The 13,072-nt window shown below is 70.2% G+C and carries 15 protein-coding genes; 6 read left to right on the forward strand and 9 right to left on the reverse strand.

The features are described 5' to 3' along the window. Positions 1-18 precede the first annotated feature (18 nt). The 6 genes from V5F61_RS04445 to hisB all read right to left on the reverse strand — a co-directional run bounded on the left by V5F61_RS04445 (position 19) and on the right by hisB (position 3,718). Positions 19-360: a phosphoribosyl-ATP diphosphatase gene (locus V5F61_RS04445; protein WP_393989572.1), complete on the reverse strand. Its 342-nt coding sequence runs from the start codon at positions 358-360 to the stop codon at positions 19-21. 95 nt (positions 361-455) lie between these two features. Further along, positions 456-1,232, reverse strand: a complete 777-nt coding sequence (gene hisF, locus V5F61_RS04450) for an imidazole glycerol phosphate synthase subunit HisF (RefSeq protein ID WP_393989573.1) — start codon at positions 1,230-1,232, stop codon at positions 456-458. A gap of 7 nt (positions 1,233-1,239) precedes the next feature. Then, positions 1,240-1,968: a 1-(5-phosphoribosyl)-5-[(5-phosphoribosylamino)methylideneamino]imidazole-4-carboxamide isomerase gene (hisA, locus tag V5F61_RS04455; protein ID WP_393989574.1), complete on the reverse strand. Its 729-nt coding sequence runs from the start codon at positions 1,966-1,968 to the stop codon at positions 1,240-1,242. Then, positions 1,965-2,612 (reverse strand): imidazole glycerol phosphate synthase subunit HisH, encoded by a 648-nt coding sequence (gene hisH / locus V5F61_RS04460; protein WP_393989575.1) that lies wholly within the window; start codon positions 2,610-2,612, stop codon positions 1,965-1,967. The genes hisA and hisH overlap by 4 nt, the downstream gene beginning before the upstream one ends. 6 nt (positions 2,613-2,618) lie before the next feature. Further along, complete coding sequence (locus V5F61_RS04465; RefSeq protein WP_393989576.1) at positions 2,619-3,101, reverse strand: DUF2628 domain-containing protein; 483 nt, start codon at positions 3,099-3,101, stop codon at positions 2,619-2,621. 23 nt (positions 3,102-3,124) lie between these two features. Further along, on the reverse strand, positions 3,125-3,718 hold the full coding sequence (hisB, locus tag V5F61_RS04470; RefSeq protein ID WP_393989577.1) for an imidazoleglycerol-phosphate dehydratase HisB: 594 nt from the start codon (positions 3,716-3,718) through the stop codon (positions 3,125-3,127). 150 nt (positions 3,719-3,868) lie between these two features. On the opposite strand from hisB, the gene V5F61_RS04475 reads away from it, so the two are divergent. The 3 genes from V5F61_RS04475 (at position 3,869) to hslU (ending at position 6,724) form a co-directional block, all read left to right on the forward strand. After that, a complete protein-coding gene (locus V5F61_RS04475) occupies positions 3,869-4,666 on the forward strand; it encodes an alpha/beta fold hydrolase (protein WP_393989578.1) in 798 nt (265 codons plus the stop codon). Positions 4,667-4,814: 148 nt separating this feature from the next. Next, positions 4,815-5,363: an ATP-dependent protease subunit HslV gene (gene hslV, locus V5F61_RS04480; RefSeq protein WP_393989579.1), complete on the forward strand. Its 549-nt coding sequence runs from the start codon at positions 4,815-4,817 to the stop codon at positions 5,361-5,363. 50 nt (positions 5,364-5,413) lie between these two features. Further along, entirely contained in the window at positions 5,414-6,724 is a 1,311-nt protein-coding gene (hslU, locus tag V5F61_RS04485; RefSeq protein ID WP_393989580.1) for an ATP-dependent protease ATPase subunit HslU, read from the forward strand. Positions 6,725-6,776: 52 nt separating this feature from the next. Here the strand turns inward: hslU and V5F61_RS04490 are convergent, their stop codons facing one another. From V5F61_RS04490 to V5F61_RS04500, 3 genes are all read right to left on the reverse strand, one after another. Beyond that, the gene (locus V5F61_RS04490) at positions 6,777-7,910 is read right to left on the reverse strand and encodes a hypothetical protein (RefSeq protein ID WP_393989581.1); all 1,134 of its coding nucleotides are present in this window, start codon (positions 7,908-7,910) and stop codon (positions 6,777-6,779) included. A gap of 9 nt (positions 7,911-7,919) precedes the next feature. Next, positions 7,920-8,297, reverse strand: a complete 378-nt coding sequence (locus V5F61_RS04495; protein WP_393989582.1) for a hypothetical protein — start codon at positions 8,295-8,297, stop codon at positions 7,920-7,922. Positions 8,298-8,530: 233 nt separating this feature from the next. Then, entirely contained in the window at positions 8,531-9,868 is a 1,338-nt protein-coding gene (locus tag V5F61_RS04500; RefSeq protein ID WP_393989583.1) for a lytic murein transglycosylase, read from the reverse strand. A gap of 325 nt (positions 9,869-10,193) precedes the next feature. Here V5F61_RS04500 and galU point away from each other — a divergent pair, with 325 nt between their 5' ends. The 3 genes from galU to V5F61_RS04515 all read left to right on the forward strand — a co-directional run bounded on the left by galU (position 10,194) and on the right by V5F61_RS04515 (position 12,938). Next, complete coding sequence (gene galU / locus V5F61_RS04505; RefSeq protein ID WP_393989584.1) at positions 10,194-11,078, forward strand: UTP--glucose-1-phosphate uridylyltransferase GalU; 885 nt, start codon at positions 10,194-10,196, stop codon at positions 11,076-11,078. Positions 11,079-11,244: 166 nt separating this feature from the next. Then, positions 11,245-11,883, forward strand: a complete 639-nt coding sequence (locus V5F61_RS04510; protein ID WP_393989585.1) for a DUF1007 family protein — start codon at positions 11,245-11,247, stop codon at positions 11,881-11,883. Then, the gene (locus tag V5F61_RS04515) at positions 11,880-12,938 is read left to right on the forward strand and encodes a nickel/cobalt transporter (protein ID WP_393989586.1); all 1,059 of its coding nucleotides are present in this window, start codon (positions 11,880-11,882) and stop codon (positions 12,936-12,938) included. Before V5F61_RS04510 ends, V5F61_RS04515 begins: the two co-directional genes overlap by 4 nt. The last annotated feature ends 134 nt before the right edge of the window (positions 12,939-13,072 follow it).

Genomic DNA, 13,072 nt, shown 5'->3' on the forward strand with positions numbered 1-13,072 from the left:
TGGTCCGGCTTCCGGTTCTCAGCTCTTGGCCCGGCCCGCCTTCTCGGCGAGGCCCGACTGCCCGGTGCGCCGGGCGAGCTCGGCATGGATCTCGCTCAAGGCGATCCCGCGGGCCTTCAGCACCACCAGGAGATGGTAGAGGAGGTCCGATGTCTCGCCGATGACCTCCTCGCGCGCGCCGGAAACGGCGGCGATCACGGTCTCCACCGCCTCCTCGCCCAGTTTCTGGGCGCACTTGGGCACGCCCTTGTCCAGCAGCGAGCGGGTGTAGGAGGAGCCGGCATCCGCCCCGGCGCGGGCGGCGATGATGGTCTCCAGCTCCGCGAGGGTGAAGGCGTCGCTGGTGGCGTTCTCACTCATGGGGCACCCCGATGTTCCCCGCCGCGGATGCGGACGGAGGGGGAAGGGAGCGAACCGCCCGTGCCGCGCGGGCGGCGGGCGGAGCGGCGCGGCGCTCACACATCCAGGCGAACCGGCAGGCCGGCCTCTGCAAGGCATTCCTTGGCCTCGCGGATGGTGAAGGTGCCGAAGTGGAAGATGGAGGCGGCGAGCACCGCCGAGGCCCCGCCCTCGCGGATGCCGTCCACCAGATGGTCGAGGGTGCCCACCCCGCCGGAGGCGATGACGGGCACGTGCACCGCGTCCGACACCGCGCGGGTCAGCGCGCAGTCGAAGCCCTGGCCGGTGCCGTCGCGATCCATGGAGGTGAGCAGGATCTCGCCGGCGCCGAGGTCCACCACCTCCCGGGCATATTGGATGGCGTCGATGCCGGTGGGCTTACGGCCGCCGTGGGTGAAGATCTCCCAGCGGTCCTCTTCGCCCGGCGCGCTCACCTTCTTGGCGTCGATGGCGACCACGATGCACTGCTCGCCGAACTTCTCGGCCGCCTCGCCCACGAAGGCGCGGCGGTTCACGGCGGCGGTGTTGATGGAGACCTTGTCCGCCCCCGCATGGAGCAGGGTGCGCACGTCGTCCACGGTGCGCACGCCGCCGCCCACGGTGAGGGGCATGAAGCACTGCTCGGCGGTGCGGCGCACCACGTCGAGGATGGTGCCCCGGTTCTCGTGGCTGGCGGTGATGTCGAGGAAGGTCAGCTCGTCGGCGCCGGCGGCGTCGTAGGCGCGGGCGGCCTCCACCGGGTCCCCGGCGTCGCGCAGGTCCACGAACTGGACACCCTTCACCACGCGGCCGTCCTTCACGTCGAGGCAGGGGATGACGCGGACTTTCAGCATGGCACACCTACCGTCCGGCCACCAGGGCCAGCGCCTCGCGGGGATCGAGCCGGCCGTCGTAGAGGGCGCGGCCGGTGATAGCGCCCTCCAGCTTCGCGGCGCGCGGCTCCAGCAGCGCCTCGATATCCTGGAGCGAGGCGAGGCCGCCAGAGGCTATGACCGGGATGGAGACCGCGTCCGCCAGCGCGATGGTCGCCTCCAGGTTGAGGCCCTTCAGCAGGCCGTCGCGGGCGATGTCGGTGTAGATGATGGCGCAGACGCCCGCATCCTCGAAGCGCCTGGCGATGTCCTCCGCCGGCAGGTCCGAGGTCTCGGCCCAGCCCTGGACGGCCACTCGCCCGTCGCGGGCATCAAGACCCACCACCACGCGGCCGGGATGGGCCCTGGCGGCGGCCTTCACGAAATCCGGGTCGCGCACGGCGGCGGTGCCGAGGATGACGCGGGTGACGCCCTTGCCCAGCCACGTCTCCACGGTCGCCATGTCGCGGATGCCGCCGCCGAGCTGCACCGGGATGGAGACCGTCTCCAGGATGCGCTCCACGGCGGCGGCGTTCACCGGCTTGCCGGCGAAGGCGCCGTTGAGGTCCACCAGGTGGAGATAGCGGAAGCCGAGGGTCTCGAACTCCCCGGCCTGGGCGGCGGGGTCGTGGTTGAACACGGTGGCGCGCGCCATGTCGCCCTGTTCGAGGCGAACGGCGAGGCCGTCCTTCAGATCGATGGCCGGAAAAAGGATCACGGGTGCCACTTCAGGAAATTCGCGAGCAGGGCCAGACCCAGGGTCTGGCTCTTCTCCGGGTGGAACTGGGTGCCGGCCACGTTGTCGCGGGCCACCATGGCGGTGATGGTGCCGCCATAATCCGTGGTGGCCACGAGGTCGAGCCCCTCGGCCGGCTTGAGATGGTAGGAATGCACGAAATAGGCGTTGAGCCCGCCCTCACCGGTGCGGATGCCCGCCAGCAGCGGGTGCTCGCGCGCCGGGTTCAGCGTGTTCCAGCCCATGTGCGGGATCTTCAGGTGCGGATCGGCGGGGGCGATGCGGACCACCTCGCCCTTGATCCAGCCGAGGCCGTCGGTGACCTTGTGCTCCAGCCCGCGCTCGGCGAGGAGCTGGGCGCCCACGCAGATGCCGAGGAAGGGGCGGCCCTTCTCCTGCACCGCCTCGGTCATGGCCTCCACCATGCCGGGCACGGCGTCGAGGCCGGCGCGGCAATCGGCGAAAGCGCCGACGCCGGGCAGCACCACACGGTCGGCGGCGCGCACCACGTCGGGGTCGGAGGTGACGACGACGTTCTCGCCGCCGACGCTCTGCGCGGCCCGCTCCATGGCCTTGGCGGCCGAGTGCAGGTTGCCCGAATTATAATCGATGATGGCGACGGTCATGGGACCTCAATTCCCCGGAAAGGCGCCGATGACGGACGGCCCCGACACCATCGCGGGCACGGCGGCGATCGGGCGCGGCGCGAGGGCCTCAGGCGCCACCGGGCGGCGCGGCGTCCAGGCCGCGAAGAAGCGCTGCTCGGCAAGGTCCCGCCGGGGCGCGATCACCACGCCTTCCTCCACATAGCCGAGGCGCGCGAGCTTGCGCGCCCGGAGCGCGGGCAGCTCGAAGGCGACCAGCAGGTTGAAGCCGATCATCACCACCTCGACGCTCGCCTCGGGCGCGCCCGCGTGGGCGACCGCCACCGCGAGCAGGATCGAGACCGCCACATACGCCGCGAGCACCAGCCACAGCCGGTGATAGAGCAGCACCAGCGGCGCGAACAGGAGCGCGGGCCAGGAGAAGGCCTCGCGCACGAACACCACGCGCCCCTCCGCTGCCGCCGCGGTATCCTGCGGGCGGGTGCGGGAAAAGACCGTGAAGGTCGCCATTGATGTGCTCCCCGTCCGTTCCGTCAGGTTCCGAGCGCGCCCTTGGTGGAGGGGATCTCCCCCGCCGCCGCCGGGTCGATGGCCACCGCCGCGCGCAGCACGCGGGCAAGGCCCTTGAAGCAGCTTTCCGAGATGTGGTGCGCATTGACCCCGTAGAGGGTCTCCACATGGAGCGTCACGCCGGCGTTCATGGCGAACGCCTGGAAGAACTCGCGCACCAGCTCGGTGTCGAAGGCGCCGATCTTGGCCACCGGGAATTCGGTGCGGAACACCAGGAACGGCCGGCCGGAGATGTCGATGGCGACGCGGGTGAGCGTCTCGTCCATGGGCATCAGGCAATCGGCGTAGCGGGTGATGCCGCGCAGGTCACCCAGCGCCTTCTTCACCGCCTGGCCGAGCACGATGCCCACGTCCTCGGTGGTGTGGTGGAAATCGATGTGGAGATCGCCCGTGGCCTTGATGGCGAGGTCGAAGCGGGCATGACGGGCGATGGCATCCAGCATATGGTCGAGGAAGCCGATACCGGTGGAGATGTCAGATTTCCCCGTTCCGTCGAGATCGACGGACAGGGAGATTTTCGTCTCCTTCGTCTCGCGAACGATGTCTGCCTTGCGCATGACCGCCTCTGGACCGCTTCGGGAGGCCGCTGGAACCCCTCCAAGGCAGCGGGTTCTAGCAGCATCCCTGCTGCATTGCCATATGGCGATGAGATGACGCCCGCGCGAGTCCTCGTTGCCATGACACCGCTCATTTGAACGGGAGCCCCCATGCCAACGACTGCGAATGACGGAATCCTCCTGGATTATCAGGTGAGCGGCGAAGGGCCGCCCGTGCTTCTCCTCTCTGGCCTTTCCGCCCAGCGGGCGTTCTGGGGGCTCACCCGACCACTGCTCTCCGGCTTCACCCTGGTGGAGTTCGACAACCGCGACATCGGCGCGAGCGGGCAGGCCCCCGGCCCCTACACGGTGGCGGACATGGCCCGTGATGCGCGCGCCGTGCTCGACGCGGCGGGAGTGGAGAAGGCCCATGTGATCGGCCATTCCATGGGCGGGGCCATCGCCCAGGAACTCGCCATCGCCGCCCCGGAACGGGTGGACCGGCTGGTGCTCGCCAACAGCTACGCCCGGCATGACCTCTACAGCCGCGGCGTCCTGCGCCTGCTCGGCGACCTGCGCCGGCGGCTCGACGACGAGCTGGTGTTCGGCGCCGCCCTCACCAGCTTCGTGATCGGCGCGCACACGCTGCGCCGGCTCGATCTCTATGATTTCGTCCAGGCTGCCCTCGATGCCGGGCTCCAGCAGCCGAAGGCCGCCTTCCTGCGCCAGCTCGACGCCTGCGCCACGGCGGACACGGCGGACCGGCTCCACCACATCAGGGCGCCGACCCTGGTGGTCTACGGCGACGGCGACCGCCTGTTCTCCCAGGCCATGGCGCGGGCGCTCGCGGCCGGTATTCCCGGCCGCGCCGACCTCGACGAGATCGTGGACGCCGGCCACTGCCCGATGGTGGAGCAGCCGGAGGCGTTCGCGGACGTGGTCCGCCGCTTCCTTGGCGGCGGGCGGTGAGGCCCCGGCCCGCCGCTGCTTTGCAATCGCGCATTGCGTCGGCGGCGGAACGGCCTAAGTAAGCCCCAGGGTGGAGCCCACCCGCAGAAGGTCATGCGCCGTGCCCCACCCCGCCGCCGGGGGAGACGCGGCCCGAGCGGAGCGCTTGATGCATTCTTCCCCGGATACCATTTACGGCACCACCATCGTCTCCATCCGCAAGGGCAACCGGGTCGCCATCGCAGGCGACGGGCAGGTGACGCTCGGCAACACGGTGCTGAAGGCCAACGCCCGCAAGGTGCGCCGGCTCGGCCGGGGCGACGTGATCGGCGGCTTCGCCGGCGCCACCGCCGACGCCTTCACCCTGTTCGAGCGCTTGGAAGCGAAGCTGGAGCAGTATCCCGGCCAGCTCCAGCGCGCGGCCGTGGAGCTGGCGAAGGACTGGCGCACCGACCGCTACCTCAGGCGCCTGGAAGCCATGATGATCGTGGCGGATGCCTCCGTCACGCTGGTGCTCACCGGCACCGGCGACGTGCTGGAGCCGGAGGCGGGCATCGCCGGCATCGGCTCGGGCGGGAGCTATGCGCTCGCGGCCGCCCGGGCGCTCGCCGACCACCAGGACGATCCGGAAGCCATCGCCCGGCGCGCGCTGGAGATCGCCGCCGACATCTGCATCTACACCAACCGCAACATCGTCATCGAGACCATCGGCGCCTGAGGGCCGCCGGGTTTCGGGCCGAACGCCCCGCGAACGGAAGCCATACCCGCATGAGCAGCGACTTTTCCCCCCGCGAGATCGTCTCCGAGCTCGACCGCCACATCGTCGGCCAGGCAAACGCCAAGCGGGCGGTGGCCATCGCCCTGCGCAACCGCTGGCGCCGGCTGAAGCTGGACGACAAGCTGCGCGAGGAGGTTCTGCCCAAGAACATCCTGATGATCGGCCCCACCGGCGTCGGCAAGACCGAGATCTCCCGCCGCCTCGCCAAGCTTGCCGGCGCGCCTTTCCTGAAGGTGGAGGCCACCAAGTTCACGGAAGTCGGCTATGTGGGCCGCGACGTGGAGCAGATCGTGCGCGACCTCGTGGAGGTGGGCATCGCCCTGGTGCGCGAAGCCAAGCGCAAGGACGTGCAGGCGAAGGCGCACCTCGCCGCCGAAGGCCGCGTGCTCGACGCATTGGTGGGCGCCGGCGCCTCCCCCGCCACCCGCGACGCGTTCCGCAAGCGCCTGCGGGCCGGGGAGCTGGACGACAAGGAAGTGGAGATCGAGGTGCAGGCGGGCGGCGCCGGCATGCCGCTGTTCGACATCCCCGGCATGCCGGGCGCGCAGATGGGCGCCGTCTCCCTCGGCGACATGCTCGGCAAGGCCTTCGGCGGGCGCACCAAGTCCCGCCGCGTGACCGTCAAGGAGGCCCACCCCCTCCTCCTCACCGAGGAGGCCGACAAGCTCATCGACCAGGACGCCACGGTGCAGGACGCCATCCACGCGGTGGAGAACAACGGCATCGTCTTCCTCGACGAGATCGACAAGATCGCCGGCCGCGAGGGCCGCTCGGGCGCCGACGTCTCCCGCGAGGGCGTGCAGCGCGACCTGCTACCGCTGATCGAGGGCACCACCGTCTCCACCAAGCACGGGCCGGTGAAGACGGACCACATCCTGTTCATCGCCTCCGGCGCGTTCCACGTCTCCAAGCCGTCGGACCTGCTGCCGGAGCTTCAGGGCCGCCTGCCCATCCGCGTGGAGCTGGAGGCGCTCACCCGTGCCGATTTCGTGCGCATCCTCACCGAGACCGAGGCGAGCCTCGTCAAGCAGTCGGTGGCGCTGATGGCCACGGAGGGCGTCAGCCTCACCGTCACGCCGGATGCGGTGGAGGCCATCGCCGACGTGGCGGTGGAGGTGAACGCGAGCGTGGAGAACATCGGCGCCCGCCGCCTCCAGACCGTGATCGAGCGGGTTCTGGACGACCTCTCCTTCACCGCACCCGACCGCTCCGGCGAGGAGGTGGTGATCGACGCGGAATACGTCCGCTCCCGCGTCGCAGATCTCGCCAAGAACGCGGACCTCAGCCGCTTCATCCTGTGATGCCTACGGCCCGTGAGCATGTCTCACGGGCGCTTTCGAGCCGGCCCGGAGCTCAGGCCGCCTCGCCGGCGGCCATGATGGCGCCGATGGCCGGAACCACGTGGGCGCGCATGGCGCGGCCGTAGAACAGGGCGAAATGCCCCGCCTGCGGCACCACCAGCCGGGCGCGCTTCGCCGACGGCACGTTCCCGCACAAATCGTGGGCCGCTGCGGTCTGGCCCAGCGCCGAGATGTCGTCCTCCGCGCCCTCGATGGTGAGAAGGGCGGTATGCCGCAGGGCGGCGGGGTCCACCGCGCGCCCGGCCACCGCGAGGGTGCCGAGGGCCAGGGCGTTGGCCCGGAAGATGGTGGCGACATTCTCCATGAAGAACTCGCCGGGAACGTCCATCAGCGTCCAGCACAGCCGCGCCAGGGGAAAGCGGATGGGGTCGTCGCCCTCGTCGAAGGCGAGCTGGAGCGGCAGGCGGCCGCCGGTGAGGCTCTGCCGGAAGAGATAGAGGGCGAAGGTGTCGGTCTGCCGCCACGCCGGGAACACCCGGCGCCCGGCACCGGGAAAGCGCTCGGCCACGGTCTCGATGACCTGCGCGCCCAGCGCCTCCAGGGAGCGGCCCTGCAGGATGCGCCACAGCCGGGTCGGATTGCGCGCGGGATCGATGGGTCCGCCGATGAGGGTGAGGCTCGCGGGCGGCAGGCCCGCCTCCGTCAGCAGCAGCGACCCCACCAGTGCCGGCACGGTGCCCTGGCACACGCCCACCACATGGGTGGTGCCCCCTGCCTCGGCGAGGGCGCGAATCATCTGCGCGGTCTCGATGCAGTCGTCATCAAAGCCGAACGGGCCGACGGCGGCGGGCACGTAGCGGGCGTCCGGCCAGTCGGTGATGGCGACCTCGTCAGCCACGCAGAGCAGCGCCACCACCAGGTCGCGCATGAGGAAGGGGAACCCGCCGGCCAGCGGCGCCACCACCAGCACCCGGCGCCCGTTCGCGGCCGGCGCATCCGCGCCCCGGCGGCGGAAGCTGCGCAGGCGGCCGAACGGCAGATGGGCGCGAATCGTCTCCTCGATGGCGCAGTCCGTATCCGGCAGGCAGACGCGGCCGATGCCGAAGGCACGGAACGCGTCCTCGTCGAAGCGCCGGTCAGGGGCCGGCGCGCCGGAGACGAGGGGACGATGGTCGTCGAACCACATGACCCACTCCTAAGGCAGCTCGCCCGATGGTAGCAAGGGGCGAGCCTTCACCGCGAGAGGGCATATGTGTGGCTGTCGGTCCGCCGCACGCTCACGCGGGCGGGTGGAGCAGGGCCGAGAGCCCGGCCCTGAGACCCGCGCCGCGCCCAGTAGCCTGGGCGCCCAGCCCATGATGACGATGCGCCACGGGTCGATGGTGTGCCCTTCACCGGCGAGGCCGAAGCCGAGGGGCTCGTCCCGCCGCGCGCCCGCGAAGGGGCAGGGCAGGCGGTCGAACACGATCGGCGCGGCGTCGAGGTTCCGGTCGAGGCAGGAGACCGCGGAGGCTTGGTGCGCCAAGTGGTGGCGCGGCATGTTCGGCACCCGTTCCGGCGGGTCGAGACCCAAGCCCGCGAGCCTGCCACGGGCTTCGGACCTTCGGCGCAGGACGCGCGGCACCGGTCAGGGACAGGGGGGGGTGTGCGGGGACCCGCCTCGCCGGGCGCATGCCGGTGGGAATAGGAATCCGGGCGCGGCAGCTTCAGGCACCCGGCGCGCCCCCGCTGCGCATGGGAACCGTGCGGGGCGCGGAAGCGCGGCGCACCACGACGGCGGGAACCGCCACGGCGCGCCCGGCGCGCTCAGCGCCGCATCTGCTCCAGGAGGGCAACATCGGGGTAGCCGTCTGGCAGCAGGCCGCGGCGCACCTGAAAATCCTGGATGGCGTTCTTGGTCTTCTGGCCGAGGATGCCGTCCACATTGCCGATGTCGTAGCCCATCTGCGCGAGCCGGCCCTGGATCTCCTGGCGCTCCGCCTTGGAAAGTCCGCGCTCCTCCTTGGGCCACGCCTGGGCGAAGTCGCCACCGCCGCGCAGCTTGTCGGCGAGGTGGCCGATGGCGAGGGCGTAGGCGTCGGCGGGGTTGTACTTCAGGATGGCGTTGAAATTGCCCATCATCAGGAAGGCCGGGCCGTTGGCGCCCGCCGGCAGCAGCAGGTAGGCCTGGTCCGACGCGCGCGGGAAGCCCTTGCCGCCGGGCCGGGTGACGCCCAGGCTCGCCCACTGGCCGAGCGACTGCTTGAAGGTGCGGTTGGCGTAGCGGTAGTCGAAGCCCTGCGGCAGCGTCACCTCGTAGCCCCACGGCTTGCCCAGCTCCCAGCCGTCCAGCTTCAGGTTGTTGGCGGTGGAGGCGATGATGTCGGGAATGGAATCCACCACGTTGCGCTTGCCGTCGCCGTCGAAGTCCACGGCGAAGCGCTGGAACGAGGTGGGCATGAACTGGGTGGGGCCGAACGCGCCCGCCCACGACCCCTTCAGGTGGTCATAGGGCACATCGTCCTTCTCCAGGATCTGGAGGGTGGCGATGAACTCCTCGCGGAAATAGTCCTGCCGCCGGCCGATGCACGCCAGGGTGGCGGTGGAGACCAGCACGTTGCGGTTGCCGATGCCCTTGGGATCGCCATAGGTGGATTCGATGCCCCAAATGGCCGCCACCGCGTAGCGGTCCACGCCGTAGGCCTTCTCCACCTTGTCGAAGACGGGCTTGTAGCGGGCCAGGATCTCCTTGCCCTTCTTCACGCGCCAGTCGCTCACCAGCATGGTCACGTACGCGCCGATGGGCTTCGAGAACTCCGGCTGACTGTCCAGGAAGTCCATGATCTTCATGTCAGGCTCAAGCGCGCTGGTGTAGCGCTCGAACGTGCGGCGGGAGACGCCCTTGGACTGGGCCAGCGGCCACATGGAGGCGATGCAGGTGGGGAAGTTCGCCTGCGCGGCGGCGATGGCCTGGGGCGTCATCTCCGGATGGCCGCCGCCCGCCGGCGGCTGCTGGGGCGCGCCGAAGCCGGAGAAGCCGCCGAAGATGGAGCCGGTGGTCTGGGCCTGGGCGCCCGCCGGCGTGATGAGCGAGATCGCCGCGAGAGCCAGCGCGGCGCCGAGGAGACCCTTCGCCGCGGTGCCCCTGGTGGTCGTGGAAGCCATCTCGTGAACCCTCGTCGCGTCGTGATGCCGCCCTGCGGCGGCGCGTTGTGCGTATCGTCCCTAGTGGGCGCGGGTTTGGTTGCGCCACGGTTAACATGGGCCTTGAATTTGTGCCTTTTACAGGGCATCGCCGGGCGCGCGGGCCGTCACGGGCGGCCCGCGCCCGCCTCCGGCCCTCGGGGATCACCGGGCTCGGGTGCGGTTAGGGAAACATCAACCATGCGGCGCCAGATTTCAGCCCGCATTCTGATCGATAGCTGCGCGGCGCTCCTGCGCCCCGGTGGGCCTGCGGCCTCCGGAGAAGAGTCAAGGCGGACTTCACGAGATGCGTAAGCCCATTCGCAAGGCCATCCTGCCCGTGGCAGGCCTCGGCACCCGTTTCCTGCCCGCCACCAAGGCGGTGCCGAAGGAGATGCTGACCGTGGTCGACCGGCCCGTCGTCCAGCACGTGGTGGACGAGGCCCGCGCCGCGGGCATCGAGCACATCGTGTTCGTGACCGGGCGCAACAAGGCCGTCATCGAGGACCATTTCGACCGCCAGTTCGAGCTGGAGCGCACCCTGCAGGAGCGCGGCAAGACCAAGGAGCTGGAGCAGCTCGACCGCGACACCCCGAAGGCCGGCACCACCTCCTTCACCCGCCAGCAGCTGCCCCTCGGCCTCGGCCATGCGGTGTGGTGCGCGCGCGACCTCATCGGCGACGAGCCGTTCGCGCTGCTGCTGCCCGACATGCTGCACATGTCCCGCAACGGCAAGGGCTGCCTCGCCACCATGGTGGAGGCCTACAACGAGACCGGCGGCAACATGCTGGCCGTCTATGAAGTGCCGGACGACCAGACCCACCAGTACGGCATCGTCGGCACCGGCGCCTCCCACGGCAAGGCCCAGGCCATCACCCAGATGGTGGAGAAGCCCAAGGCCGGCACCGCCCCCAGCAACCTCGCCATCTCCGGCCGCTACATCCTCCAGCCCACCATCTTCGACCTCCTGGCGAAGCAGGAGCGCGGCGCCGGCGGCGAGATCCAGCTCACCGATTCCATGCTGAAGCTGAAGGAAAGCGAGAGCTTCTACGCGGTCACCTTCGACGGCGCCATCTACGACTGCGGCTCCAAGATCGGCTTCCTCATGGCCAACGTGGCCTATGCCCTCTCGCGGCCCGACATCTCGGACGAATTCCGCACGGCGCTCGGCGAGATGCTTGCCCGCAACTGATGCCATCGGCCCCAGTCGAAGGCCGGGGCCGAGCGGGCTTCGCTCAAAGATTCGCAGGCTTGACCAAGGCCCGGCGGCGCGGATGCGCGCCGCCACCATGCGGCCGCCGCATTTGGCCGCCTTCCTGGGCCTCCATTCCGGGCCCGGCCGCGATGAGGAAACGAGGATGAGGATGCGTTTCGCGCTGCTGGCCGTTGTCCTGGCCCTCGCCGCCCTGTCGCCGCGACCGGCGGCCGCCCACCCCCACGTGTGGGTGACCATGCGAACCGAGCTCGTCTACGGCCCCGACGGCGCCCTCACCGGCCTCCGGCAGGCCTGGACCTTCGACGAAGCCTTCACCGCCTTCGCGCTCCAGGGTCTGGAGAAGCAGAAGGACGGCACCTATGGCGAGGACGTGCTGAAGCCACTCGCCCAGGTGAACGTGGAATCGCTGAAGGAATACGATTATTTCGTCACCGCCAAATCGGCCACCACGAAGCTCGCCCTCAACGAGCCCGTCGACTACTATCTCACCTATTCCGACGATGCCTTGACGCTGCACTTCACGCTGCCGCTGAAGAAGCCGCAGCCCGCCAAGGGCACCGTCTCCGTGGACATCTACGACCCCACCTATTTCATCTCCTTCACCTTCGCGGACAAGGACCCGGTGAAGATGGTGAACGCCCCGGCCGGGTGCACCGAGCAGGTGGTATCCCCCGAGCAGCCCCAGAACCTCCAGTTCGGCGAGAGCTTCTTTGCCAACCTCAGCGCCTCCAGCAATTTCGGCGCGCAATATGCCGACAAGATCACGGTGAAGTGCCCGTGACGCCCGGCCTCCGGCTCTCCCCTGCATCGTCTTCCGCGCGGGGGGTCTCGGGGTGGCTCCTCACCGCGATCGTGATTGCGCTGAGCGTCACGGCCTTCGCGCTGCTGCTGGCGCTGCTCCTGTTTCCCGATTTCGCCTTCGCCCAGTCGCTCGGGCAGGCGGTGAGCCAGGGCAATGCCCATCCCGGCGCGAAACCCACCCCCTTCGGCCTCGGCGGCGTGCCGGCTTCCGGCATCGGCGGCTATATCATCGCCCGGCAGGCGGAGTTCTACCGCGCCCTGGTGCAGGCGGTGCGCGCCGCCAAGGCGGATGGCCATGGCGCCTTCGTGCTGGTCGGCCTCTCCTTCGCCTACGGGGTGTTCCATGCCGCCGGGCCCGGCCACGGCAAGGCGGTGATCTCCTCCTATCTCCTGGCGGATGGCGGGACGCTGCGGCGCGGCGCGCTGCTCTCGCTGGCCTCCGGCGTGATGCAGGCGCTGGCGGCCATCGCCTTCGTGGGCATCCTGGCGCTGGCGCTCGGGGCCACCGCGGTCTCCATGGCGCGGGCCATGAATGTGGTGGAGATCGCGGCCTATGCCGGCATCGCGCTGTTCGGGCTCTATCTGACGCTCACCAAGGGGCGCGCCCTTGTCCGCACCATGCGGGGAGAAGAGATTCACGGGGCGGACTGCGACTGCGGCGACGCCCACGCGCCCGATCCCGCACTGCTGGCACAGGGGGGCTGGCGGCGCGCCGCCGTGGCGGTGGTTTCGGCCGGCGCCCGGCCGTGCTCAGGCGCCATCCTGGTGCTCACCTTCGCGCTGTCGCAGGGGGTGTTCATGACCGGCGTGCTGTCGGCCTTCGCCATGGGCCTCGGCACGGCGCTGACCGTGAGCGCCATCGCCGCCCTCGCGATCTACGGCAAGCGCCTCGCGGTGCGCCTCGCCGGCCGCGACACCCGCTGGGCGACGATCGCCCGCGGCGCGGTGGAGGTTGGCGCCGCCATCCTGGTGATGCTGTTCGGCCTCGCCCTGCTCACCGGCTACCTGGAAAGCGAGCGCCTTCTGCCGGGCTGAGGCCGGACCTGCCGTTGGCGTGGGTCGCGGCCCCAGCGGGGGCGAAATGCAGCGCCGGTGGAGAGGCGCCCGGCCGGATTTGACCCGCGAAACCCCAATTGGTATTCGATCAAGCAGATGCTTCATTCATGGCG

Origin of the sequence: Xanthobacter sediminis, assembly GCF_043195015.1 — a bacterium.
Classification (GTDB): domain Bacteria; phylum Pseudomonadota; class Alphaproteobacteria; order Rhizobiales; family Xanthobacteraceae; genus Xanthobacter.

Bases quoted from the DNA above. Each gene is read 5' to 3' on its own strand.
- V5F61_RS04445 (WP_393989572.1), bottom strand. From the start codon at position 360: ATGAGTGAGAACGCCACCAGCGACGCCTTCACCCTCGCGGAGCTGGAG.
- hisF (WP_393989573.1), bottom strand. From the start codon at position 1,232: ATGCTGAAAGTCCGCGTCATCCCCTGCCTCGACGTGAAGGACGGCCGC.
- hisH (WP_393989575.1), bottom strand. From the start codon at position 2,612: ATGACCGTCGCCATCATCGATTATAATTCGGGCAACCTGCACTCGGCC.
- V5F61_RS04465 (WP_393989576.1), bottom strand. From the start codon at position 3,101: ATGGCGACCTTCACGGTCTTTTCCCGCACCCGCCCGCAGGATACCGCG.
- hisB (WP_393989577.1), bottom strand. From the start codon at position 3,718: ATGCGCAAGGCAGACATCGTTCGCGAGACGAAGGAGACGAAAATCTCC.
- V5F61_RS04475 (WP_393989578.1), top strand. From the start codon at position 3,869: ATGCCAACGACTGCGAATGACGGAATCCTCCTGGATTATCAGGTGAGC.
- hslV (WP_393989579.1), top strand. From the start codon at position 4,815: ATGCATTCTTCCCCGGATACCATTTACGGCACCACCATCGTCTCCATC.
- hslU (WP_393989580.1), top strand. From the start codon at position 5,414: ATGAGCAGCGACTTTTCCCCCCGCGAGATCGTCTCCGAGCTCGACCGC.
- V5F61_RS04490 (WP_393989581.1), bottom strand. From the start codon at position 7,910: ATGTGGTTCGACGACCATCGTCCCCTCGTCTCCGGCGCGCCGGCCCCT.
- V5F61_RS04500 (WP_393989583.1), bottom strand. From the start codon at position 9,868: ATGGCTTCCACGACCACCAGGGGCACCGCGGCGAAGGGTCTCCTCGGC.
- galU (WP_393989584.1), top strand. From the start codon at position 10,194: ATGCGTAAGCCCATTCGCAAGGCCATCCTGCCCGTGGCAGGCCTCGGC.
- V5F61_RS04510 (WP_393989585.1), top strand. From the start codon at position 11,245: ATGAGGATGCGTTTCGCGCTGCTGGCCGTTGTCCTGGCCCTCGCCGCC.